The sequence below is a fragment of the Pseudomonas sp. LAMO17WK12:I1 genome (assembly GCF_900177315.1).
Lineage (GTDB): Bacteria > Pseudomonadota > Gammaproteobacteria > Pseudomonadales > Pseudomonadaceae > Aquipseudomonas > Aquipseudomonas marginalis.
Genome location: NZ_FWZV01000003.1, coordinates 348,827 through 371,707, shown reverse-complemented (window position 1 = coordinate 371,707; position 22,881 = coordinate 348,827). Strand labels below are relative to the sequence as shown.

19 protein-coding genes are annotated in these 22,881 nt (G+C 62.5%); 11 read left to right on the top strand and 8 right to left on the bottom strand.

Annotation, left to right across the window (positions count from 1 at the left end; translation table 11 throughout):
* Window positions 1–44: 44 nt before the first annotated feature.
* Genes B9N88_RS06820 through B9N88_RS06810 form a run of 3 tightly spaced genes read right to left on the bottom strand, consistent with a single transcriptional unit; the run spans window position 45 to window position 2,981 of the window.
* Entirely contained in the window at window positions 45–365 is a 321-nt protein-coding gene (locus B9N88_RS06820; RefSeq protein ID WP_027603929.1) for an AtuA-related protein, read from the bottom strand.
* The gene (locus tag B9N88_RS06815; RefSeq protein WP_027603928.1) at window positions 362–1,687 is read right to left on the bottom strand and encodes an acyclic terpene utilization AtuA family protein; all 1,326 of its coding nucleotides are present in this window, start codon (window positions 1,685–1,687) and stop codon (window positions 362–364) included. Before B9N88_RS06815 ends, B9N88_RS06820 begins: the two co-directional genes overlap by 4 nt.
* Window position 1,688: 1 nt before the next feature.
* The gene (locus tag B9N88_RS06810; protein WP_027603927.1) at window positions 1,689–2,981 is read right to left on the bottom strand and encodes a CitMHS family transporter; all 1,293 of its coding nucleotides are present in this window, start codon (window positions 2,979–2,981) and stop codon (window positions 1,689–1,691) included.
* 130 nt (window positions 2,982–3,111) lie between these two features.
* Between B9N88_RS06810 and B9N88_RS06805 the strand changes: the two genes are divergently transcribed.
* Complete coding sequence (locus tag B9N88_RS06805) at window positions 3,112–4,008, top strand: LysR family transcriptional regulator (RefSeq protein ID WP_027603926.1); 897 nt, start codon at window positions 3,112–3,114, stop codon at window positions 4,006–4,008.
* A 59-nt stretch (window positions 4,009–4,067) separates the two neighbouring features.
* Here the strand turns inward: B9N88_RS06805 and B9N88_RS06800 are convergent, their stop codons facing one another.
* Complete coding sequence (locus tag B9N88_RS06800) at window positions 4,068–4,670, bottom strand: glutathione S-transferase family protein (protein ID WP_027603925.1); 603 nt, start codon at window positions 4,668–4,670, stop codon at window positions 4,068–4,070.
* A gap of 10 nt (window positions 4,671–4,680) precedes the next feature.
* The gene (locus B9N88_RS06795) at window positions 4,681–5,847 is read right to left on the bottom strand and encodes an aminotransferase-like domain-containing protein (protein WP_027603924.1); all 1,167 of its coding nucleotides are present in this window, start codon (window positions 5,845–5,847) and stop codon (window positions 4,681–4,683) included.
* Between the two features lie 81 nt (window positions 5,848–5,928).
* On the opposite strand from B9N88_RS06795, the gene B9N88_RS06790 reads away from it, so the two are divergent.
* From B9N88_RS06790 to B9N88_RS06780, 3 genes are all read left to right on the top strand, one after another.
* Window positions 5,929–6,363, top strand: a complete 435-nt coding sequence (locus B9N88_RS06790) for a MarR family winged helix-turn-helix transcriptional regulator (protein ID WP_027603923.1) — start codon at window positions 5,929–5,931, stop codon at window positions 6,361–6,363.
* Window positions 6,364–6,554: 191 nt separating this feature from the next.
* Window positions 6,555–7,901: an NCS2 family permease gene (locus B9N88_RS06785; protein ID WP_027603922.1), complete on the top strand. Its 1,347-nt coding sequence runs from the start codon at window positions 6,555–6,557 to the stop codon at window positions 7,899–7,901.
* 14 nt (window positions 7,902–7,915) lie between these two features.
* A complete protein-coding gene (locus B9N88_RS06780) occupies window positions 7,916–8,557 on the top strand; it encodes a LysE family translocator (RefSeq protein ID WP_027603921.1) in 642 nt (213 codons plus the stop codon).
* Here B9N88_RS06780 and B9N88_RS06775 read toward each other — a convergent pair.
* Complete coding sequence (locus tag B9N88_RS06775) at window positions 8,532–13,754, bottom strand: dermonecrotic toxin domain-containing protein (RefSeq protein WP_027603920.1); 5,223 nt, start codon at window positions 13,752–13,754, stop codon at window positions 8,532–8,534. The two genes, B9N88_RS06780 and B9N88_RS06775, sit on opposite strands and share 26 nt — an antisense overlap.
* A 151-nt stretch (window positions 13,755–13,905) precedes the next feature.
* Window positions 13,906–14,259 (bottom strand): hydroxyisourate hydrolase, encoded by a 354-nt coding sequence (gene uraH, locus B9N88_RS06770; RefSeq protein ID WP_027603919.1) that lies wholly within the window; start codon window positions 14,257–14,259, stop codon window positions 13,906–13,908.
* 379 nt (window positions 14,260–14,638) lie between these two features.
* On the opposite strand from uraH, the gene puuE reads away from it, so the two are divergent.
* The 7 genes from puuE (at window position 14,639) to B9N88_RS06730 (ending at window position 21,672) form a co-directional block, all read left to right on the top strand.
* Entirely contained in the window at window positions 14,639–15,565 is a 927-nt protein-coding gene (gene puuE / locus B9N88_RS06760) for an allantoinase PuuE (RefSeq protein ID WP_027603918.1), read from the top strand.
* Window positions 15,562–16,077, top strand: coding sequence for a 2-oxo-4-hydroxy-4-carboxy-5-ureidoimidazoline decarboxylase (uraD, locus tag B9N88_RS06755; RefSeq protein ID WP_027603917.1), 516 nt, complete (start codon window positions 15,562–15,564; stop codon window positions 16,075–16,077). Before puuE ends, uraD begins: the two co-directional genes overlap by 4 nt.
* Before the next feature lie 41 nt (window positions 16,078–16,118).
* Window positions 16,119–17,114 carry an allantoicase gene (gene alc / locus B9N88_RS06750; protein WP_027603916.1) on the top strand — a complete coding sequence of 332 codons (996 nt, stop codon included), beginning with the start codon at window positions 16,119–16,121 and terminating at the stop codon, window positions 17,112–17,114.
* Between the two features lie 238 nt (window positions 17,115–17,352).
* Complete coding sequence (locus B9N88_RS06745) at window positions 17,353–17,856, top strand: ureidoglycolate lyase (RefSeq protein ID WP_027603915.1); 504 nt, start codon at window positions 17,353–17,355, stop codon at window positions 17,854–17,856.
* A 51-nt stretch (window positions 17,857–17,907) separates the two neighbouring features.
* Window positions 17,908–19,191, top strand: coding sequence for a urate hydroxylase PuuD (locus B9N88_RS06740; RefSeq protein WP_027603914.1), 1,284 nt, complete (start codon window positions 17,908–17,910; stop codon window positions 19,189–19,191).
* 115 nt (window positions 19,192–19,306) lie between these two features.
* Window positions 19,307–20,656 carry a nucleobase:cation symporter-2 family protein gene (locus B9N88_RS06735; RefSeq protein ID WP_027603913.1) on the top strand — a complete coding sequence of 450 codons (1,350 nt, stop codon included), beginning with the start codon at window positions 19,307–19,309 and terminating at the stop codon, window positions 20,654–20,656.
* A gap of 230 nt (window positions 20,657–20,886) precedes the next feature.
* A complete protein-coding gene (locus B9N88_RS06730) occupies window positions 20,887–21,672 on the top strand; it encodes an outer membrane protein OmpK (protein WP_027603912.1) in 786 nt (261 codons plus the stop codon).
* Between the two features lie 46 nt (window positions 21,673–21,718).
* Here the strand turns inward: B9N88_RS06730 and B9N88_RS06725 are convergent, their stop codons facing one another.
* Window positions 21,719–22,867: a patatin-like phospholipase family protein gene (locus B9N88_RS06725; RefSeq protein ID WP_027603911.1), complete on the bottom strand. Its 1,149-nt coding sequence runs from the start codon at window positions 22,865–22,867 to the stop codon at window positions 21,719–21,721.
* Between the last annotated feature and the right edge of the window lie 14 nt (window positions 22,868–22,881).

Genomic DNA, 22,881 nt, shown 5'->3' with positions numbered 1-22,881 from the left:
ACCTGGGCAGATTCACTGTGGGAGGGGGCAAGTCCCTCCCAGAGTTAGTCCAGTAGTGCCAAATCGAGATCGAGCAGCGCCGAGCCGAGGCACTTGCCATGGGCATCCAGCGCCAGCGAGCGGGTTACGCCGCCGCGCAATATACCCGGCAGTACGAAGTTCAGCGCCTGCACATTCGGCAGTTCATAGCGCCGCACCGGGGCCGCGTCCGGCTCCAGCAGGCCGGCAAAAAAGTCGGCCACGCGCTCGGCGGTAAGCTGTTCACACAACAGCAGATAATCCTCGGCCCGGTAAGCAATGATCGAAATGTTCGAGGTATCGCCCTTGTCGCCGGTACGGGAATGGGCCAGCGTGTGCAGTTTCATGCTTCGATCCTCGGGTTGACCGCGTCACGGGGCAGCAGCAATGACGCCACCGCCACCACCTGCCGTACGCTCTTGCTGGCACCGCCGCCGCCGGACGGGCCGTTGGTGTAGAGGGTTTCCACTTCATTGCCGACCCGCACCGCTTCGCTGCGTTCTTCACAGCGGGCCGCCACGCGCAGGCGCACTTCCCAGGGCTCTACGCTGCTGCGCGGACCGTGCAGCGAGTCCATGCCGATCAGTTCGGCGCGTACGTCCTGCATCTTCACACCCATCAGTTGCAAACGCTTGAGTACGACATCCCGCGCCAGCTGCGCCCGTGCGACCGCGCCGGGACCGCCGTAGGACATTTGCCCTTCGCCAATCCAGCCATCCAGGTAACCGACGCTCACCTTCAACTGCTCGGGCCGTGCGCGGCCAGCAGCACCGTGGGCACGTACCCGATCAACGCCCTCCTCATCAAACCCCACCTGGGAAAAATCGGCAGTCACGTCCGGGGTGAGATACGCCGCAGGATCATGCACTTCGTAGATCAACTGCTCGGTGCAGGTGGCACGACTGACCCGCCCACCGGAGCCTGCCACCTTAGTGATCACGGCCTCACCCTCGGCATCGATTTCAGCCAACGGAAAGCCCAGGCGTGCGAGGTCATCCACATCCTTGAAACCGGGATCGGCAAAATAGCCGCCGCTGACCTGCCCGGCACACTCCAGCAGATGCCCGACCAACGTGCCGCGCCCCAGGCGCTGCCAATCATCCGCTGCCCAGCCGAACGCAAACATCTGCGGCGCCAGGAACAGCGACGGGTCGGCCACCCGCCCGGTGATCACCACATCGGCGTCGGCGCGCAGGGCCTGCAAAATGCCGTCGACGCCCAGGTAGGCATTCGCGGAAATCAGTCGCTTGCCGAGTGAACCCACGGTCCGGCCGTTATCCAGTACTTGCTCGGGGCGCAAGACGTCCAGCACGTCATCGCCGACCACCGCCACCACCTTGAGGGCCAGGCCCAGCTCATGGGCAATCCGCCGCACTTCAAGCGCCGCCGACACCGGGTTGGCCGCGCCCATATTGGTGATCACCCGCAGGCGGCGGCGCCCTTCATGGCGGCCGACGTAAGGCAACACACGCTGCATGCGCTCACTGAGCAGCGGGTCATACCCCCCCTGCGGGTCACTGATTCGCGCCTGTTGCGCCAAGGCGATGGTGCGCTCGGCCAGGCACTCGAACACCAGGTAATCCAGGTCGCCCAGCTCGGCCAGTTCCACGGCAGGTTCGATGCGGTCGCCGGAGTAGCCGGCGCCGGAACCGATGCGCAAGGTTTTCATTTCAAATCACTCCCAGGAGCAACGCCGTCAGGGTCATCAACACCGACGCGGCAAACAGAAAAGGGATGGTGAAGCGCTGGTGATCGGCCAATTCGATCTTGCACAGGCCCACCAACAGGAAGGTCGCCGGGGTCAGCGGACTGACCGGAAAACCGGTGGTGTGTACGCCCAGCAACGACGCCTGGGCCACTTGCAGTGGGTCGACGCCCAGGGCCTTGCCGACTTCGGCAATCACCGGCATCACGCCGAAATAGTAGGAGTCGGGGTCGAACAGCATGCTCAGCGGCATGGACATAAAGCCCACCACGGCCGGAATCAGCTTGCCGTGGCCGGCCGGAATCTGCGCTACCGCCACTTCGGCGATGGCCTTGAGCATGCCGGTGCCTTGCATGATGCCGGTGAACACCCCGGCGGCGAGCAGGATACTGGCCATGGTCAGGGCGGTTTTCGCATGGGCATCGATGCGGGCGCGTTGGGCGTCCACGTTCGGGTAGTTGATGCACAGCGCTACCACGGTGCCGAGCATGAACATCACCACCGGGTCGACCCAGCCGGCGATCATCACCACCATGACCAGCACGGTCAGGATCAGGTTGACCCAGAACAGGCGGGGGCGGCGCAGCTTGATGTCGTCGTCGCTGAGCACCCGTTGCGGCACGGCGTCCACGCTGGAGCCGGCGCCCAGGCCCAGGCGTTTTTCTTCTCGCCGGCCGAGCCACCAGGCGCAGGCGAAGACGAAGATCAGGCCGACGATCTGCACCGGGATCAGCGGCTGGAACAGGTCCGCCACCGGCACGTGCAAGGCCGCCGAAGAGCGCAGCACCGGGCCGGTCCACGGCAGGAAATTGACCCCGGCGGCCATCGCGCAGACACAGGCGAGGATGCGTTTATCGATGCCCAGCCGCGTATACAACGGCAGCATCGCCGGCACCGTCACCAGAAAGGTCACGGCACCGGAACCGTCCAGGTGCACCAACAGGGCCAGGGTCGCAGTCCCAACGACAATCCGTGTAGGACGTGTCCCTACCGTGCGCAGGATGCGATCAATGATGGGATCGAGCATACCGGCATCGGTCATGATCCCGAAAAACAGGATCGCGAACACGAACATGCCCACCACGGGGGCGACGTTCTTGATGCCGGTAATGATGAAGGCATTGGTTTGCAGGCCGAACCCACCGAGCAGCGCGGCGATGATCGGCAAGGCGATCAGGGCCACCAGTGGCGAAAGGCGTTTGCTCATGACGGCAGCGAGCAGGCACAGGATGGTAATGACACCCAGGGTTGCGAGCATGGGTTACTCCAGAGCGGCCTTGGTGGCCGGTTATTGTTTTCCCTGGAGTATTGGAAGCGCGTTACTCTTTGTAAATTGGAATGTTCAGCCAGTCATATTCGTAAAAACAAAACGCTCGAGAACAACAACAATGAAAAATTCGATCCAGCACATTCAGGCGTTCCTTGCGGTGGCCCGCACCGGCAGCTTTATCAAGGCCGCCCATGAGCTGCATCTTTCGCCTTCGGCACTCACCGTGCAGGTGCAACAACTGGAAGACTGGCTCGGCGTCGCCCTGCTCGACCGCAGCCCCCGGCATGTGAGCATCACCGCTGCCGGCCAGGACGCGCGCGGGCCGATGGAAAAACTGCTGCTGGACCTGGACAACATCGTCACCGGCTCCCGCGACCTCGCGGCCTTGCGCCGTGGCGTGGTCACCCTCGCGGCCCTGCCGTCGGTCTGCGCCGGCGCCCTGCCCCCGGCCCTGCGTCTGTTTCGCGAGCGTTTTGCCGGGATCGAAGTACGCCTGCAGGACCTGGTGGCCCATCGCATTCATGCCCAGGTGCGCGCAGGCGAAGTGGATTTCGGTATTGGCGTACGGGCGCGGCTAAGCCATGGCCTGGAGTTCACCCCGGTGCTGAATGATCGATTGTGTGCGTTCGTACCGCTGGATCACCCCCTCGCCCACCATCGCCAATTGACCCTGGAGCAACTGGCGGACCAGCCGATCATCCTTACCGGCCGCGACAGCAGCGTACGCGAGCAAGTGGATGGGCTGTTCGATGAGACGCGGTTGACGATGAACGCCGGGATGGAGGCCAACTACATGTCGACGGTGCTGGCGCTGGTGCGTCAGGGGCTGGGGATCAGCGTACTGCCGGAGTCGGCGGCGGACAGCCTGGAGGGGTTGAAGCGCATCCATATCGATCATCCCGGGGTGAACCGCGAGATCGGCTTGATCAGTCGTAGCGGGATGGGATTGAGCCCGGCGGCGCAGCGCTGTTTCGACCTGCTGAACGATGAATTATCTGGCACGGCATCGAGCTGAATGTGGGAGGGGCAAGTCGAATCGTCGCACCGCCCTCCCACCGTTTTTGACCGTGGTGATCAGTCGAGCATGGCCACATGCCTGGGATGGCTGGCCACGCGCTTCAACCAGGCCTGCACCGCCGGGTAAGGCGTCAGGTCAAACCCACCTTCATGGGCTACATGGGTGTAGGCATACAGCGCAATATCGGCAATCGAATACTGCTCGCCCACCAGGTATGGCGTGGTTTGCAGCTGACGCTCCATGACCTTCAGAGCCTTGTAACCGCGCTTGTGGGTGGTCTTGTATTCCTCCAGGCGATCTTCCGGCATGTTCAGGTAGAACTGGATAAACCGCGCCACCGCAATGTACGGCTCATGGCTGTACTGCTCGAAGAACTGCCATTGCAGCACTTGCGTGCGCAGACGCGGTTCGGTGGGCAGGAATTCGCTGCCATCGGCAAGGAAGTTGAGGATCGCGTTGGACTCCCACAGGCAGGTGCCATCTTCCAGCTCCAGCACCGGGATCTTGCCGTTGGGGTTCTTGGCCAGGAATTCAGGAGTCTCGGTATCGCCGTTGAGGATGTCGATATCCACCCATTGATACGGGATGCCCAGCAGGTTGAGCATCAATTTGACCTTGTAGCAGTTGCCCGACTTGTAATCGCCATAAACCTTGTACATGGGGCTCCCCTTATGCCGCTTGCGCGTGCTGTGCTTGACGGACCACCGCGGCCAGGCGTTTGAGCCCTTCGTCCAGGCGGGCCGGGTCGATATGGCTGAAATTGAGTCGCAGTGAGCCTAAATGCTGGTCCGGCTCGGAAAAGAACGGTTCACCGGGCATGAACGCGACGTCCTGATCGAGCGCAGGTGCCAACAAAGTGCGGGTATCGAGCGGCTGTTTCAAGGTCAGCCAGAAGAATAATCCGCCCTGGGGCACTTGCCAGTCGGCCAGTTCGCTGAAGTGGCGTTGTAATGCAGCCTGGAATGCGTCGCGGCGCTCACGGTAGAAACTGCGCAGCTCCACCAGGTGCTGCTGGTATTTCTGCGTGCCGATCCACTGCATGGCCTGCCACTGGCCGACGCGATTGGTGTGCAGGTCCGCCGATTGCTTGAGCTTGAGCAGGTGCGGGAACAGGTCCGGGCTGGCGATCAGGTACCCCACGCGCAGGCCGGGCAGCAAGGTCTTGGAGACCGTGCCGGTGTAGATCCAGCTGGCTTTTTTCAAGCGGCCGACGATGGGCTGCGCACTGCCGCCGTCGAAGGTCAGCTCGCGATAGGGTTCGTCTTCGATCAGGGTCACGCCGAACTCATCGAGCAAAGCGGCGACGGCCTCGCGCTTGGCTTCGCTGTAGCGCACGGCCGAAGGGTTCTGGAACGTCGGGATCAGGTAGATGAACGCCGGGCGATGGCGTTCGAGATTGGCGCGCAGGCTGGCCAGGTCGGGACCATCGGCTTCCAGTTGCACGCTGAGGCAATCGGCGCCGAACAGCTGGAAGATCTGCAGGGCGGCCAGGTAGGTGGGGCCTTCCAGCAGGATCCTGGTGCCTTTGTCGATATACAGCTTGGCCGCCAGGTCCAGGGTTTGCTGGGAACCGCTGACCACCAGCACCTGGCTGGCCTGGCACGGCACACCCAACCCACGCGCTTCGGCGGCGAGCAGTTCACGTAACTGCGGCTCGCCTTCGCTCATGCCGTATTGGCCGATGTTCAGCGGCATATCATCCCAGTCCAGCGCCGGCAGCATGGCTTCGGCCGGCAGGCCACCGGCGAACGACATCACTTCCGGGCGCTGGGCGGCCGCGAGGATTTCACGGATCAAGGAGCTTTTGAGGCGCGTAACACGTTCAGAGAAGGCCATAAGGTCACCGCTAGCGAAGCCTGTGGGAAATACGTCAAACTGGTTGACCGAAATTACGACAGCTTGAATGGATACGTCAACATGCTTGACCTTAAAAACCAAAGCAGCCAGCAACAAGCTATGGAAGCGTTCTTCTTCGGTTACCAGGCGTTCACTGCCAAGGCCGATGAAATGCTTGAACGCCGTGGCCTGAGCCGCGTGCACCAGCGCATCGTGTTTTTTATCGCGCGCTACCCGGCGCTGAGCGTCAAGCAACTGCTGGAACTGCTCGGAGTGAGCAAGCAGGCGCTGAACATGCCCCTGCGCCAATTGCAGGAAATGCACCTGGTGGACAGCGTTGCGTCGGAGACCGACAAGCGCAAACGCCTGCTGGAATTGACCGAGGAAGGCCTGCGTTTCGAGCAATCGCTGCGCCGTGAACAGGTGAAGCTGTTGCAGCGCGCCTTCGCCGAAGCGGGCGAAGAAGCGGTAAACGGTTGGCTCGCAGTCAACCAGGCACTTGCAGGCCAGCCTTGATCCTCGGTGGCGCCCTGGCTTTGCCTTTCATCCTTTTCATGCAGAAAATAGAAAACATTATTTGCTTTATTTGTATACAAAAGCATAATTCGCTTCGTGCGAGTTCCTGACCTATTGGTCAACAAAACCCGCCGGTACCTCACAGCGCCCCGCGCTGGACATAACAATAAAATGCTTGAGGAGTACTCGCTGTGGATAGCCGCAAATCCGAAGCCTCGCCGCTGGACCTTGCCCCCTCACAGAACGGCTGGCTCGAACGCCTGTTCAAACTGCGCCTGCATGGCACCACAGTGAAGACCGAGCTGATCGCCGGGCTCACCACCTTCATCACCATGGCCTACATCATCTTCGTCAACCCCAACATCATGGCCGATGCCGGCATCGATCACGGCGCTGCGTTCGTCGCCACCTGCATCGCCGCCGCGCTGGGTTGCCTGCTGATGGGCCTGTACGCCAACTGGCCGGTGGGCCTGGCGCCGGGCATGGGCCTGAATGCGTTTTTCACCTACACCGTGGTCGGCACCATGGGTTACCACTGGGAAACCGCGCTGGGTGCGGTGTTTATTTCCGGGGTGCTGTTCATGGGCCTGACCCTTTCCCGGGTGCGTGAATGGCTGCTCAACAGCATTCCGGTGAGCCTGCGCCACGCCATGGGTGCTGGTGTCGGGCTGTTCCTCGGGGTGATCGGCCTGAAAACCGCGGGCATCATCGTCGACAGCCCGGCCACCCTGATCAAGCTCGGTTCGCTGCACGAGCCGGCGCCGCTGCTGGCGGCGGTGTGTTTCCTGCTGATCGCGATCCTCAGCTACCACCGGGTGTTCGGCGCGATCCTCATCAGCATCATCGCCGTGACCCTGGCCGGCTGGGGCCTGGACCTGGTGCACTACAACGGCATTCTCTCCACGCCTCCGAGCCTGGCGCCGACCTGGATGGCCATGGACATAAAAGGTGTATTCAATGTCAGCATGATCAGCGTGGTATTTGCCTTCCTTTTTGTGCACATGTTTGACACTGCAGGTACACTGATGGGCGTTGCGCAACGCGCCGGGCTGGTCAACGCCGACGGCAGGATCGATAACCTGTCCCGCGCCCTCAAGGCCGACAGCGCTTCGAGTGTGTTCGGTGCCATGGTGGGGGTGCCGCCGGTGACCAGCTACGTGGAAAGCGCCGCCGGGGTGGCCGCAGGTGGCCGTACCGGGTTGACGGCGGTGACGGTCGGCGTGTTGTTTGTGGCGGCCATGTTCTTCGCACCGCTGGCGGGCATGATCCCGGCCTATGCCACCGCCGGTGCGCTGATCTACGTGGCGATGCTGATGATGGCGAGCATGGCCCACATCAATTGGGATGAGGCCACCGACAGCATCCCGGCCATCGTGACTGCGATCATGATGCCCCTGACCTTCTCGGTCGCCGACGGTATCGCCCTGGGCTTTATCACCTATGTGGCGCTCAAGGCGGGCACCGGCAAGTACCGCGAGATTTCCGTAAGCCTGTGGGTGTTGTGCGCGATCTTTATCGCCAAGTTCGTCTTTCTATAGAAAAGGAGCATGCAATGAGTCTGGAAACCTGGCTGCTGTTCAGCGGCGCTGCGCTGGTGGTGATCCTGATCCCGGGGCCGCTGTCGTTGCTGATGATCAGCAACAGCCTGAACTACGGCCTGCGCCGCTCGTACCCGGCATTTCTCGGTGGGGTGATTGCCTCGATCTGCCTGTTGAGCGCGTCGGCCCTGGGCCTGGGCGCCTTGCTGCTGGCTTCGGAACAACTCTTCAGCGCGTTGAAGATCGTCGGCGCGCTCTACCTGTTCTACCTCGCCTGGCAGAGCTGGCAGCAATCGCGCCAGCCGTCCCACGGCGCGACCGTCCCGGAGGCGGCGCCGGTGCCGCGTTTTCGCGCGCTGTTCGGCCGCGCCTTTGTGCTGGGGGCCAGCAACCCCAAGGACATCCTGTTTTTCGCCGCCTTCCTGCCGCAGTTCCTCAGCAGCCAGCAGCCGTTCCTGCCGCAATTACTGATCATGATCGCCACCTGGACGCTCCTCGACCTGCTGTGCAAACTCGCCTACGGCCTCGGCGCCCATGGTGCTGCGCGCTACCTGCGCAGCGGCAGCGGCCAACACTGGTTCAACCGCGTCAGCGCCGCGCTGTTCGGCTGCGCCGGCGTTGCCTCGCTGCTCAAGGCACGGGTGGGCTCAGTTTGACGAAGTAAACGCTGGGCGCCAGGTTCCCCAGCACCGGCCACTGGATGCCTGCGACGATCCGAACCAGGCGCTGTTCCTCCATCGCCCCGCTGACCGTGGCGGCGAGGACGGAATCCCGGTGCGAACGGATGGCTGCCTGGAGCCAGCGGTCAGTGAGCCGCTTGTTCAACGCCACCGAACCGCGTTCGAACCACTGATAGGTCACGTAGTACAGGTTGTTCGAATGGGGATGGGTGGCAACCAGCTCAGGCACGAGGATTTTGCCGCGCCGCACACGCCATTCGTGAAGGCGGAAGCCCTGCTGCTCCAGTACAGCCCTGACGGCCTCCCGCTGCAGGGTTTTGCGTGCTTCGGAGACCTGCGCACCACCGGCCTTGAGTCGCGGCGCCACGGCGACCGGCGAACTGAAATCGACACGGGTGAAACCCGGCGCCTTGCCTTCGTAGCCAATGAACAGATTGGCGCCCCGCGTTGGCGTGGGCCGCAGCAGGTTGAGCAAATCATCGGTCTGGCCCAACTTCACAGGGTTGGGGGTCAACCAGTTGTCCAGGGTGGCCCGCAGGTTGAGCAAATGGCTGGCCGTGACCGAGCGCGAGGAATCGGCCAACTCAATCACCCTGGCAATCGCAGACGCCTGGCTTTGCCGCGTAATGCCCGGGAACGCCCTGCCCACCTGTGGCTCCAGCGGCCCGTCGAACAACGGCGCGTGCAATTGCCACTCCCCCGATGGCAGGCGCGACACCGGAATCGGCTGCTCCTGCAGCGCGCCGCCGGTCCAGCGCTCGATATCCACCTGGGCCTTTGAAACCAGCGGCTCGTTCCTGGCAATAAACCCGAGTGTGCTTAACGGTGCGTGATCACCCTGGTGAAGCAACCGGTAATAACCAACGCCCGATTGCGTCGCGGTGTCATACCTGGAGCCGATGTAAATAGCGTCGTAGGGAAAACCGGGCGGTTCCAGATGCACGTGAAACACCCCGGAAGCCGGTGTACTCGTCGCCTGGGCTTCAGGCACCCGGGTACGCCAACTGAACCAGTAGTCCGCCGGCGCGGAGGACTGAAGAATACGGTTGTGGGTGGCCATCGGTGCCGTGGGCGGTCGCCAGCCTGGTGCTCGGGCAGGTGCCGGCCACGGGGTGAGCGTGGCCGAACTCGGCCCGGCCACGGGTGCATCCGCCCCCAGCAGCCATTCCCGGGGCTCATGGACCGTCAGGATCAACTCATCGGTGCCCGGCGCCTGCCGGTTCTTCAGGCGGAAATACGCTTCGTCGCCACGTCGGTAAACCGGGTAGTGGTGCGTGTCGTCCACCATGAAGTACTCGCCGTGTTTGACGTAGATGCCTTTTTCGCCCGGCCCCTTCAACGCCACGGCCTCCTGCGGCGCACCCTGGGTTTTGAAACGTTCCAGGGAATTGAAGCGCGCGCCCCTCGATGGCGACGGCTCCAATGGGGCGACCCGGCCCAACGTCGAGACGCTCGCGCGGTGGATACGATTCAAGCCGGCGCCCATGGAACGGACCGCCGGGTTCGCCACAGTGCCCGGCTTCAGCTTGGGGCCGGGGAAAAACGTCAGTAACAGGTCTATCGTCAAAAACACCGTGCCAAACGCCACATCCACCGCATCGCGCCCATCACCATAGCGGTGATAACGCCGCGAGGTGAGCAGCAACTCGTACAGCTGGTTACCCAAGCTGAAAAACGGCACCACCACCGACAGCAACGCCCGCCGACGCGTGTCACGTTGCGCCTCCAGGCGCTGTTCGCGGTAGCGCTGCAGCGCCTGGCCGGACTGACTGTGCGCCTGGGCCTGGCGGTGCAACTCAAGCACCCGCGCCCGGTACAACAGGGCCTGGGCATCGGCGTGGGACGTCGGGACCCAGGCCAGCCAGTTCAGCGGGTCACTGGCGATTTGCTCAAGCAGTTGCTGTTCAATCTCCTCGACACGCGCCGCGGGCACCAGGTGCTTGATATTGAATGAGCGAACGAAATCAGCCGCGCGCCAGAGCCCCTGCAGCATGATCGCGCCCGGCAGCAGATTACTCGGCTGAAAAAAGCCGGCTTGCGCGTGCACCGGGCCCGGGTGATGGGCGATGGCTTCAAACGCCCAGCCCGGCGCAACATGCCGGGCCAGGGCGCTGACGTAATCGGGCAACGCCCCGACACGATTGAAGTGCTCATGGGCCTCTTGCAGGCTGGCGTACTCATGAATGTGCCGCGCATCCGGCGCACTGGGCCAATAGACCACGCAGCGTTGCGACAACAGGTCGTGAATCAGCAGGATGCCGGCGATATAGCGATCGTGCTGCAGGGTATGGCCCACCAGATGCGCCACGTGCAGTTGCAACTGATCGCCGTGTGCAAGCAAATCCGCGGGCATACGGGCCGCCATTGCCGTGTTGAAAAAACGTTGGGCACTCGGGGTCAGCCCCTGCTGAATCGCCGAATGGAGATCCGCCTCGATACCCGCCTGCAAGGCCCGTCTGAGCAGCTCCGGGACACGTGCGTCGCTCAGCCGGTGCGCAGCGGCATCGGGGGGATAAAACGCACGATTGATCAAGGCTTCGTAGCGCCCGCCAATATCCAGCGAGGACACCATGCCGATCAGGTAACGCGGGCTCAGTTGCTGCCGCCAGGCCGGTTGCAGGTACTGGGCATAACGGAAGCGCCACCAGGTGGACATCATCTGCGGGTCGAGGTTGTGCAGTGCCAGTTGCAGCAGGCTCAAGCGCGAACGCTCAGTACTGGGCGCGAGGACTTCCTTGCGATCGCCGACCGTACAGCCGCTTTCCCAACCGCAGAAGCGGCCATCGACCCGGTCGGGCATTTCGATAAACGGAGTGTCGATGTCCAGTTGCGGCGGCAGGCCGTCCTCACGCAAGCGCGCAATCAAAAGGCGGCGGGCGAAGCTGTGCAGATCCGGCAAACGCTGCCCGAGGCGCTCTTCATAGGCTAGGACGCTGCCCAGGTAGCGGCTCTGCAGGTACTTGAAACGGTTGCGTTGCGCCACCGTCGCCTCGGCCAGCCAACTCGGCAATCTGTGTTTGGCACTCGCCGCCTTGCGCACCAGATCGACCTGGGCCCGTGCTTGAATAAGGGCATCGCTGACCGGCGCGTCGAGGTGCTTCTCCAACTCGACGGCCAACAGCGAGCGAGTCAATTGGACATCCCGGGTTTCACTGAAAATATTCGCGCTGCCATCAAACCCGCGCTGCTGGCGCAGGTACCCCTTCATCAGCCTTTTGAGCGCAAGCAACACAGGATTACCCTCGCTGACCTCATAGCGCACCGCCAGGGTTTGATTGGCCACCTGTTCACGTATGGCGTTGCGCTGCGGCCGCTCGATGTAGCGCCACAACACAGACCCATCACGGCTGTCGAGGCTGGCCTCGATGCCCAGGGACAAGGCTTCGAGGCTGGCAAACGTCGCCACGCCACCCTCGCGCCCCAACGCGCACAGCATCACCGGCACCCGTCGTTGCGGATCGTTGAGCGCCGTGGTGCGGGTCACCGCAAATACGCTGTGCAGAGGCTCAAAGGCGTCGGCGCTGCCCACCAGCACGGACAGCACGCGGGTATCGCTGCCGGCGCGCTTGCTGGCCAGCGGCGTATCCAGCACATCCACCAGCAGGTCGCGATGGACTGCGCGGATCAATTGCAGCCGATGCAGCAAGAGGATGTCGGCACGCAGCACAGCAGTCCACCCGTCGATGAGCGCGTTCAGGCGCCTGGCTTGACCGACGGGGCGCGCCTTCCAGAAGGCGGGGTCGAACAGCTGCAATTGCGCGCCGTGCAGCAGCGTGTGCAGGGTGCCCGCGTGCACCTTGCGCCGCTGCTCCAACACGACGAAATCGTCAAAGGCCTGGGTATCCGCCCCGACGTCCTGCGGGTCGAGCAATGCCATCAGGCCTTTTTCATACCGTTTGAGCTGTTGCAGCGCCGTGTTCACGGGCAGGTGCGCGGCGGTGCTGGCGAACAGGATGTCCTTGCGCCGCCGATGCTGATCCCAGTCCTGCAACGTCCGGCGAAGGCTGCCCAGGCGTGCCTTGCCCACCCAGTGTCGGCGCGCGCGTTCGATATAGGCGAGCAGTCGCGCGGCATTCATCTCCAGCGGCTCGCGCCTGGCGGAAAATACCTGCGCAAGGTTGATCGACATCCCACAGGCCAACTCGTTTTCCCATTGCCCCTCCAGCACCGCCTGCGCGCTGTATGCCAGCGCATCGCCCCTCAATGCCACACCGCGTCCGGGCGCCGCCGCCGCGTCTTCGGGCCGGCACACCTCATGCCGGCGCCGCAGCGGCAGGCACTGCCAGAGGTCGTCGAACGAGGCGCCATTGATCAGTGCCACCAGGCCACACCGCAAGTGGGCGAACGACGGATATTCGTAGTAGTTGCGGCGGGCACCCGGCAGGTACATCACGTGCGGCCGGCCCGCCGGGTCGCCCTCGCGATAAATATGCAGGGCGCCGGGGATCGGCATCAGCCGCGGCCCCACGCCCGGCCACATCAACTCACTGGCCTGGACGCTGGCCCATGGCTCACCGGCGCGTCGGCGCGCCTCGGCCGTCGGAGCGTCCGCCAGCGCCTGGACCATGCCCATCGCCCCCTCCGACAGCTCGTCCAACTGCCGCGCCACAAAGGCCTGGTCGGCGAACTGCTGCTTGTGCAAAGCCGCCCAGCGCTCCTGGCGCGTCAGCCAGGAACCCGGCACCAGCGCCTGCCAATAGGCGCTGTGCACCTGGGCAAGTCGAGCCGAAAGGTTGAGCGCAATCACCCGGCGCAACGCCTCCAGCGGCGTAAACGGCAGCCGGCGTGCCGGTTCGGTCTTGAGGCTGACAGCCGTGAACTGATTGAGGTTGATCGGCACCGCAGGCAGCACCATCAGCCGTAGCGCGCGGTCGGTCAGACTGTCGACCTGCTGCGCGGCTGCCGGCGGCTTGGGTTCGGTGAAGAGCAGGCCGTCCGGGTCCAGGTCAAAGGCCTTGCGCAGCTCGGCGCGAATCACCCGCAGCACCTTGGGCGCATGCAGGATCAGGCGGGACTGGTGTTTGGCCGACTGGGCGCAGCGCAGGTCGGCAATGGCCAGCCAATTGATCAACAGGCTGGGATGGGGGCTGCGGTTGATGGACCGGGTCAGTTGGCGACGTATGGCCTGCAACGCATCGTCGTCAGCCATATCGGGATCGGTAGGTGAAGTCACGGCGGTATCTTCGTCGAGGAAAACCCTAGCCTATGCAGCGCAAACGCCCAAGGGGCGCTAGATAATTGACGGGTGCCGCGCACAAAAAAAGCCCGCAGTGTGGGCGGGCGAAAAACCAACGAAGAGCTTGGGGGTGTAACCAGGTGACGACTCAGCTACCGCGATAGGTGGAGTAGCTGTAGGGCGAAATCAGCAGGGGCACATGGTAGTGATCCTGTTCGGCGCTGATGCCGAAGCGCAATACCACCACATCCAGGAAGGCCGGCTCCGGTAATTGCACACCGCGGGCGCGGTAGTAATCGCCGGCGCTGAATTGCAATTGGTAGACACCGCTGCGGTAGTCATCACCTTGCAGTAACGGCGCGTCGCAGCGGCCATCGCTGTTGGTCAGCGCAGTGGCGACCAGTTCCAGCTGCGTGCCGTCGACGCGGTACAGCTCAACCTGGATGGCGCTGCCGGGGCAGCCGTGGGCTGCGTCGAGTACGTGTGTCGTCAGTCGTCCCATGGGGCGGGCTCCCTTGCATGAAGTGAAATAGGCTGCACCTTTACGGGGCATCAAAAAGCCGCTGATGGGCCGATTAAGACACTTTTAATAAAAATTGTACACAATAAAAATTACAAAGTTTCGTACTTGCTCCGATGCCTCGATCCTCGGCGGGAATTCCCAGCAAGCCTTGCTTTTAAAAGACCTTTTGTCCCTTTACTGACCAATCGGGCAAGTTTCTTGCAGTGCTGAACGGCGGCAACTCCACGGAAAAAATGCGGAAATACAGGCTTACAAAGTGACCATTAAGTTGTATACAATCAGCCCATCGCTGTGACGCCACCCAGTCTTTCCGCTGGCCGCCACACACTTGCTACCACGAACAAGAAGGAAGACTGCAGTGAGCGCTGACTACCCACGCGACCTGATCGGTTACGGCAGTAACCCTCCTCACCCCCACTGGCCGGGCAAGGCACGCATCGCCTTGTCGTTCGTACTCAACTACGAAGAAGGCGGCGAGCGCAACATTCTGCATGGTGACAAAGAGTCCGAAGCCTTCCTTTCGGAAATGGTCTCGGCCCAGCCGCTGCAGGGCGAGCGCAACATGAGCATGGAGTCGCTGTACGAATACGGCAGCCGGGCCGGCGTGTGGCGCATCCTCAAGTTGTTCAAGGAATTCGACATTCCTCTGACCATCTTCGCCGTGGCCATGGCTGCCCAGCGTCACCCGGATGTGATCCGCGCCATGGTCGACGCCGGCCACGAGATCTGCAGCCACGGCTACCGCTGGATCGACTACCAATACATGGACGAGGCCCAGGAGCGCGAGCATATGCTCGAAGCCATCCGCATCCTCACCGAACTCACCGGCGAACGCCCGTTGGGCTGGTACACCGGGCGCACCGGCCCGAACACGCGGCGGCTGGTGATGGAGGAAGGCGGCTTCCTGTACGACTGCGACACCTACGACGACGACCTGCCCTACTGGGAACCCAACACCCCCACCGGCAAGCCGCACCTGGTGATCCCCTACACCCTGGACACCAACGATATGCGCTTCACCCAGGTGCAGGGTTTCAACAAGGGCGATGACTTTTTCGAGTACCTGAAAGACGCGTTCGACGTGCTGTATGCCGAAGGCGCCGAGGCACCGAAGATGCTGTCCATCGGCCTGCATTGCCGCCTGATCGGCCGCCCGGCGCGCCTGGCCTCGTTGAAGCGTTTTATCGAATACGCCAAGGGCCATGACCAGGTGTGGTTCACCCGCCGCGTCGACATCGCCCGCCACTGGCATGACGTACACCCGTTCCAGGGAGCGGCCAAATGAGCGCCTTCCAGACCTTGAAACCCTCGACCTTGAGCCGTGACGCCTTCGTCCAGGCCTTCGCCGACATCTACGAACACTCGCCATGGGTGGCCGAAAAGGCCTTCGACCTGGGCCAGGACGCCTCGATCGACCAGATCGAAACCCTGCACCAGCGCATGAGCGACATCCTGTTGAGCGCCGATCACGCCAGTCAGCTGGCGTTGATCAACGCTCACCCGGACCTGGCCGGCAAAGCGGCCGTCCAGGGCCAACTCACCCAAGCCAGCACCGATGAGCAAGCTGGCGCGGGGATTCACCACTGCACGGCCGAAGAGTTCTCACGCTTCACCGAGCTGAACGATGCCTACAAGGCCAAGTTCAAGTTTCCCTTCATCATGGCGGTAAAAGGCAGCAACCGGCACCAGATTCTCGCCGCGTTCGAAACCCGCATTCACAACTCGGTGGATGCCGAGTTCAAGTGCGCGCTGGACGAGATCAACAAGATCGCGTTGTTCCGTTTACTGACCCTCTAAACGACCATCCCCAGCCACTCAATTTAAGGCAGACAAGAAGAATGAAAGCTTACGCCGTACCTTTCGAAAAGTTCGTCAACCTGGCCGACGCCCGCCTGGGCACCAAGATCATCTCCGTGACAGATGACTGGTTCGCCGACGCCAACCGCCTGTTCCAGCCGACCCCGGCCGTGTGGAAGGAGGGCGTTTTCGATGACAACGGCAAGTGGATGGACGGCTGGGAGTCACGCCGCAAGCGCTTCGAAGGCTACGACAGCGCAGTGATCCGCCTGGGCGTACCGGGCTCGATCAAGGGCGTGGACATCGACACGTCATTCTTCACCGGCAACTACCCGCCGTCGGCCTCCCTGGAAGCCTGCTTCCTGGCCTCGGGCGAGCCTGACGACAACACCCAGTGGGTAGAAGTCCTGTCGGCCGTCGAGCTGCAAGGCAACAGCCACCACTACCACGAGATCAGCAACGACCAGGCGTTCAGCCACCTGCGTTTCAACATCTACCCGGATGGCGGCGTGGCCCGTCTGCGTGTGTACGGCGTGCCGTTCCGCGACTGGTCGGCAGTGGGCGACAACGAACAGATCGACCTGGCTGCCGCATTGAACGGTGGTCGCGCACTGGCGTGTTCCGATGAACACTTCGGGCGCATGAGCAACATTCTCAACCCAGGCCGTGGCGTCAACATGGGCGATGGCTGGGAAACTGCCCGTCGTCGCACGCCAGGCAATGACTGGGTGATCGTCGCCCTGGGCCACCCCGGCGAAATCGAGAAGATCATCGTCGACACCCTGCACTTCAAGGGCAACTACCCGGACACCTGCTCGATCCAGGGCGCCTTCGTGAAGGGCGGCACCGACAGCCAGATCGAAACCCAGTCGCTGTTCTGGCGCGAACTGCTGCCGGCGCAGAAACTGGAAATGCACGCCGAACACACCTTCGCCGAGCAGATCAAGGCGCTGGGGCCGATCACCCATATCCGCCTGAACGTGTTCCCGGATGGCGGTGTGAGTCGCCTGCGTGTGCTGGGTAAAGTCTCCAGGTAAACGCTGAATCCTGTGGCAAAAGAGCTTGTTGTGGTGAGCGGGCTTGTCGAATCGTCGCACCGCCCGCGTTGGGGCGCGAAGCGACCCTGGAAGCAGACACCGCGTTTTCACAGAAGAAACGCAATGATCTTGTTGGGGCCGCTTCGCAGCCCAGCGCGGGCAAGCCCGCTCACCACATAAGCTCATTGCCACACACAAAATAGTTTTAACAACACAGAACTCGGATAAGAAGACAGCCATGCGCACACTGATGATCGAACCCCTGACCAAAGAAGCCTTCGCCCCTTTCGGAGACGTTATCGAAACCGACGGCAGCGATCACTTCATGATCAACAACGGGTCGACCATGCGCTTTCACAAGCTGGCAACGGTAGAAACCGCACAGCCTGAAGACAACGCGATCATCAGCATCTTCCGCGCCGACGCGCTGGATATGCCGTTGACCGTGTGCATGCTGGAGAGACACCCGCTGGGCAGCCAGGCCTTCATTCCGCTGCTCGGCAACCCCTTTCTGATCGTGGTCGCGCCACTTGGCGATGCACCTGTATCAGGCTTGGTCCGCGCCTTCGTCACCAACGGCAGGCAGGGCATCAATTACCATCGCGGCGTCTGGCACCACCCGGTGCTGACGATCGAAAAGCGGGATGACTTCCTGGTGGTTGATCGCAGTGGCACAGGCAATAACTGCGATGAGCATTTTTTCAAAGAGGATGAGCGGTTGATCCTCGCCCCCCACCAATAAGAGAAGGCCGGATCACCCGACAACAAGGGTGACAGGCGAGAGGTAAAGACTGTGGAAGCACATCTGTTGGAATGGCTGAACCTCAGCGTGCGCTGGGTTCACATGATCACTGGCGTCGCCTGGATCGGCGCTTCGTTCTACTTCGTCTGGCTGGAAAACAACCTCAACCGCGTCAACCCCAAGGACGGCCTGTCCGGTGACTTGTGGGCGATCCACGGTGGCGGTATCTACCACCTGGAAAAATACAAACTGGCCCCGCCGACCATGCCGGACAACCTGCACTGGTTCAAATGGGAAGCCTATTTCACCTGGATGTCGGGCGTCGCGCTGCTGTGCGTGGTGTTCTACCTCAACCCGACGCTCTACCTGCTCGCCCCCGGCAGCAGCCTCAGTGGCGGCGAAGGCGTCTTGCTGGGCATCGGCTCACTGTTCGCCGGCTGGTTCATCTACTCCTTCCTCTGCGACTCGGCCCTGGGCAAACGCCCTGCCCTGCTCGGCTTGATCCTGTTCGTGCTGTTGATTGCCGCCGCGTACGGCTTCAGCAAAGTGTTCAGCGGCCGTGGTGCGTACCTGCACGTGGGCGCGGTGATCGGCACCATCATGGTCGGTAACGTGTTCCGCATCATCATGCCGGCGCAGCGCGCGTTGGTGGCGGCGATCGCCGAGCACCGCACGCCCGATCCGGCCCTGCCGGCCAAGGGTCTGCTGCGCTCACGGCACAACAACTACTTCACCCTGCCGGTGCTGTTCATCATGATCAGCAACCACTTCCCGAGCACCTACGGCAGCCAATACAACTGGCTGATCCTGGCCGGGATCGCGGTGGCGGCGGTGCTGGTGCGGCACTACTTCAACACGCGGCATAACAGCCAGAAGTATGCGTGGACCTTGCCCGTGGGTGCGTTGGCCATGATTTGCCTGGCGTATGTGACCGGGCCCAAGCCGGTGGCGGAAGTCGCCAAGGCACCGGCGGCCATTGAGTACCAACCGTTGCCGGAAACCGCATTGGGCGGTGGCTTGAAACCCGCCGCGCCGGCAGCTCCGGCCGCCGCACCTGCGCCTGCCCAGGCGACGATTGATTTCGACAAGGTCCACGGGGTGATCCAGGAGCGTTGCGCCGTGTGCCATTCGGCCAAACCCACCAGCCCGCTGTTCAGCACCGCCCCGGCCGGCGTGATGTTCGATACACCGGCGCAGATCCAGCAACAGGCGGCACGTATCCAGGCGCAGGCCGTGGCAAGCCAGATCATGCCGTTGGGCAACATCACCCAGATGACCCAGCAGGAGAGGGATTTGATTGGCACGTGGATCAATCAGGGGGCGCGTACCAACTAACAGATTCACATAGTTCCAATGTGGGAGGGGCTTGCCCCCTCCCACATTTGGACCTGCAGTGTTTTGAAGATTGCGTTCCACACAACACAAAAATAAAAAAGATCCGAGGTGTTGCATGACCGAGTTAGTCGAACCGCAGATTCCTGCCGCACCCGCCATGGTGCGGCTGCCCCTCTTGCAACTGATTCTGGTAGGCCTGCAACACGTCTTGCTGATGTACGGCGGCGCCGTCGCCGTCCCCCTGATCATTGGCCAGGCCGCCGGCCTGAGCCGTGAAGAAATCGCCTTTCTGATCAACGCCGACCTGCTGGTAGCCGGCATCGCCACCCTGGTGCAGTCATTCGGCATCGGCCCGGTGGGCATCCGTATGCCGGTGATGATGGGCGCCAGTTTCGCCGCTGTGGGCAGCATGGTCGCCATGGCCGGCATGCCCGGTATCGGCTTGCAGGGCATCTTCGGCGCTACCATCGCCGCCGGGTTCTTCGGCATGCTGATCGCACCGTTCATGTCCAAGGTCGTACGCTTTTTTCCGCCGCTGGTGACCGGCACCGTGATCACGGCCATCGGCCTGTCGCTGTTCCCCGTGGCCGTGAACTGGGCCGGTGGCGGCAGCGCAGCGGCCACCTTCGGCTCACCGATTTACCTGGCGATTGCCGCCCTGGTACTGGCGACCATCCTGCTGATCAACCGCTTCATGCGCGGCTTCTGGGTGAATATCTCGGTGCTGATCGGCATGGGCCTGGGTTACGCCCTGTGCGGGGCCATCGGCATGGTTGACCTCAGCGGCCTGGCCCAGGCGCCGTGGGTGCAAGTGGTGACGCCGCTGCACTTCGGCATGCCCAGGTTCGAACTGGCGCCGATCCTGTCGATGTGCCTGGTGGTGGTGATCATCTTCGTCGAATCCACCGGAATGTTCCTGGCGCTGGGCAAGATCACCGGCCAGGACGTCACGCCGAAAATGCTGCGCCGTGGCTTGCTGTGTGATGCCGGTGCGTCGTTCTTCGCCGGTTTCTTCAACACCTTCACCCATTCCTCCTTCGCGCAGAACATCGGCCTGGTGCAGATGACCGGCGTGCGTTGCCGCTCGGTGACGATCATGGCCGGTGCCTTCCTGATTGTGCTCAGCCTGTTGCCCAAGGCCGCGTACCTGGTGGCGTCGATTCCCCCGGCGGTACTCGGTGGGGCGGCGATCGCCATGTTCGGCATGGTGGCGGCCACCGGCATCAAGATCCTCCAGGAGGCCGATATCGCCGACCGTCGCAACCAGTTGCTGGTGGCGGTGAGCATCGGCATGGGCCTGATCCCCGTGGTGCGCCCGGAGTTCTTCGCACAGTTGCCCGTGTGGATGAGCCCGATCACCCACAGCGGCATCGCCATGGCCACCCTCAGCGCACTGTCGCTGAATATCCTGTTCAACATTCTCGGCGGGGCCGAACGCCCCGTAGTCGACCCCGCCCATACCTGACACGTGCCCCATTGTCGCCCTGTGCGCGCTGTAACGGCGCACTTGAGCCCTGACGTGGGAGCCAGTATTCTCCGCGCCCGCTTGAATCGACGGTTGTTTACCGCCTTGGCGCGGGTCTTGCTGTAGTAATAAAGCTGACCATTCAGACCACTTTTGTAACCACTAAAGGCGCCGCACCAGAGCGCTTGTGTAGAAGAAAAACCATAAAACTTTAACTCGGGAGCAACCGAATGAAACCTCTGTTCAAAGGCCTGATGCTGGCGGGATCCCTGCTGGCCGGCGGCCAGGCCGTGGCCGGTGACTTGTTGCAGTGGCAGAACAACAGCCTGACGTATCTGTGGGGCAAGAGCTTTACCGTCAACCCGCAGATCCAGCAAACCGTCACGTTCGAACATGCCGATGCCTGGAAGTACGGCGACAACTTCGTCTTCGTCGACCGCATCTTTTACAACGGCAAGGAAGACGGCAACGTCGGCCCAAGCACGTATTACGGTGAGATCAGCCCGCGACTGTCGTTCGGCAAGATTTTCGACCAGGACCTGTCCTTCGGCCCGATCAAGGATGTGTTGCTGGCCTTCACGTATGAGTTCGGCGAAGGCGACAACGAGTCGTACCTGCTCGGCCCTGGCTTCGACCTGAACATCCCGGGCTTCGACTACTTCCAGCTGAACTTCTACCAGCGCCAGACCGAAGGCAATCGCCCAGGCGACGGTGTATGGCAGATCACCCCGGTATGGTCGTACACCCTGCCGGTGGGCAACTCGAATATCCTGATCGACGGCTTCATGGATTGGGTGGTGGACAACGACAAGAACGCCCGTGGCACTTACCACGCCAACCTGCACTTCAACCCGCAGGTCAAATACGACTTGGGCAAGGCGCTGCATTGGGGCGACAAGCAGTTGTACGTGGGCTTTGAATACGACTACTGGAAGAACAAGTACGGGATCGAGGATTCCGGCGCGTTCAAGACGACCCAGGACACGGCGAGCTTCCTGGTCAAGTATCACTTCTAAAAGCTACTGCAAGACACATGTGGGAGGGACTTGCTCCCTCCCACATTCAGATAGGCGGCAGGCCCAGGAACCGCATGATCTCTTCACGCTTGGCCAGCGCATCCTTCCTGCCCAACTCAATCAACTCGCTGCAATACCCCGCCTCGAACAGCAAGTAACTCAGCACCCCTGCCCCGCTCGTCTTGGTCGCCCCCGGCCCACGCAGGAACAGACGCAATGCCGCCGGCAATTCCTGCCGATGCCTTGCGGCGATTTCGTCGATCGGCTGGCTTGGCGCAATGACCAGCACTTCCACCGGTGCCAGGCCACGGGCCGCGCTGTCGGCTGGCTGGTGATGGCTGAACTGGTTCAGACGCTCCAGCAGTTCGATATCGCTTTCCAGGCTGTCAATGAACGTGCTGTTGAGCATATGCCCGCCGATCTGGGCCAACGTCGGCTCCTGGCCGGTATAGGTGCGTTGCGCCATCGGTTCATTGCCCCGCGGGTTACCGCTGACACCCACCACCAGCACCCGGGTCGCCCCCAGGTGCAGCGCCGGGCTGATGGGGGCGGATTGGCGCACCGCGCCGTCACCGAAGTATTCCTGGTCGAGTTTCACCGGGGCAAACAGCAAGGGGATCGCCGAACTGGCCAGCAGGTGTTCAACGGTCAGTTGCGTCGGCACTCCGATACGCCGATGGCGCAACCAGGCGTCGATGGTGCCGCCGCCCTGATAGAAGGTCACCGCCTGCCCGGATTCATAGCCGAAGGCCGTGACGGCGACCGCATGCAGGTGCTGTTGGCGGATGGCCTCGTCGATACCTGCCAAATGCAGTTTGTCCTGCAACAAGTCCCGCAGCGGCGAGCTGTTGAGCAGCGCCACCGGCAACTGCCGGCCCAGCCCCAGCAAGCTGTGGGTAAAGAAGCGACTCGCCTGGCGCACCACCCCCGGCCAATCGCTGCGCAATACCAGGTGGCTGCGAAACCCCTGCCAGAACGCAGTCAGGCGCTGGATCGCCGCCGTGAAGTCCATCGCACCGCTGGCCAGGCTCACCGCATTGATCGCACCGGCCGACGTGCCGACGATCACCGGAAAAGGGTTGGGAGCCCCCGGCGGCAACAGCTCGGCAATCGCCGCCAATACCCCCACCTGATACGCCGCTCGCGCCCCGCCGCCGGAAAGAATCAAGCCTGTAACCGGTTCAGCTGCGCGCATTGCATCACTCCATG

What these genes read in the sequence shown, in the direction of transcription:
- B9N88_RS06820 (WP_027603929.1), bottom strand. Translation starts at nt 365, where the DNA reads ATGAAACTGCACACGCTGGCCCATTCCCGTACCGGCGACAAGGGCGAT.
- B9N88_RS06795 (WP_027603924.1), bottom strand. Translation starts at nt 5,847, where the DNA reads ATGGCCTTCTCTGAACGTGTTACGCGCCTCAAAAGCTCCTTGATCCGT.
- B9N88_RS06815 (WP_027603928.1), bottom strand. Translation starts at nt 1,687, where the DNA reads ATGAAAACCTTGCGCATCGGTTCCGGCGCCGGCTACTCCGGCGACCGC.
- uraD (WP_027603917.1), top strand. Translation starts at nt 15,562, where the DNA reads ATGAGCGCCTTCCAGACCTTGAAACCCTCGACCTTGAGCCGTGACGCC.
- B9N88_RS06745 (WP_027603915.1), top strand. Translation starts at nt 17,353, where the DNA reads ATGCGCACACTGATGATCGAACCCCTGACCAAAGAAGCCTTCGCCCCT.
- B9N88_RS06730 (WP_027603912.1), top strand. Translation starts at nt 20,887, where the DNA reads ATGAAACCTCTGTTCAAAGGCCTGATGCTGGCGGGATCCCTGCTGGCC.
- B9N88_RS06805 (WP_027603926.1), top strand. Translation starts at nt 3,112, where the DNA reads ATGAAAAATTCGATCCAGCACATTCAGGCGTTCCTTGCGGTGGCCCGC.
- alc (WP_027603916.1), top strand. Translation starts at nt 16,119, where the DNA reads ATGAAAGCTTACGCCGTACCTTTCGAAAAGTTCGTCAACCTGGCCGAC.
- uraH (WP_027603919.1), bottom strand. Translation starts at nt 14,259, where the DNA reads ATGGGACGACTGACGACACACGTACTCGACGCAGCCCACGGCTGCCCC.
- B9N88_RS06810 (WP_027603927.1), bottom strand. Translation starts at nt 2,981, where the DNA reads ATGCTCGCAACCCTGGGTGTCATTACCATCCTGTGCCTGCTCGCTGCC.
- B9N88_RS06735 (WP_027603913.1), top strand. Translation starts at nt 19,307, where the DNA reads ATGACCGAGTTAGTCGAACCGCAGATTCCTGCCGCACCCGCCATGGTG.
- B9N88_RS06780 (WP_027603921.1), top strand. Translation starts at nt 7,916, where the DNA reads ATGAGTCTGGAAACCTGGCTGCTGTTCAGCGGCGCTGCGCTGGTGGTG.
- B9N88_RS06725 (WP_027603911.1), bottom strand. Translation starts at nt 22,867, where the DNA reads ATGCGCGCAGCTGAACCGGTTACAGGCTTGATTCTTTCCGGCGGCGGG.
- B9N88_RS06790 (WP_027603923.1), top strand. Translation starts at nt 5,929, where the DNA reads ATGCTTGACCTTAAAAACCAAAGCAGCCAGCAACAAGCTATGGAAGCG.
- B9N88_RS06800 (WP_027603925.1), bottom strand. Translation starts at nt 4,670, where the DNA reads ATGTACAAGGTTTATGGCGATTACAAGTCGGGCAACTGCTACAAGGTC.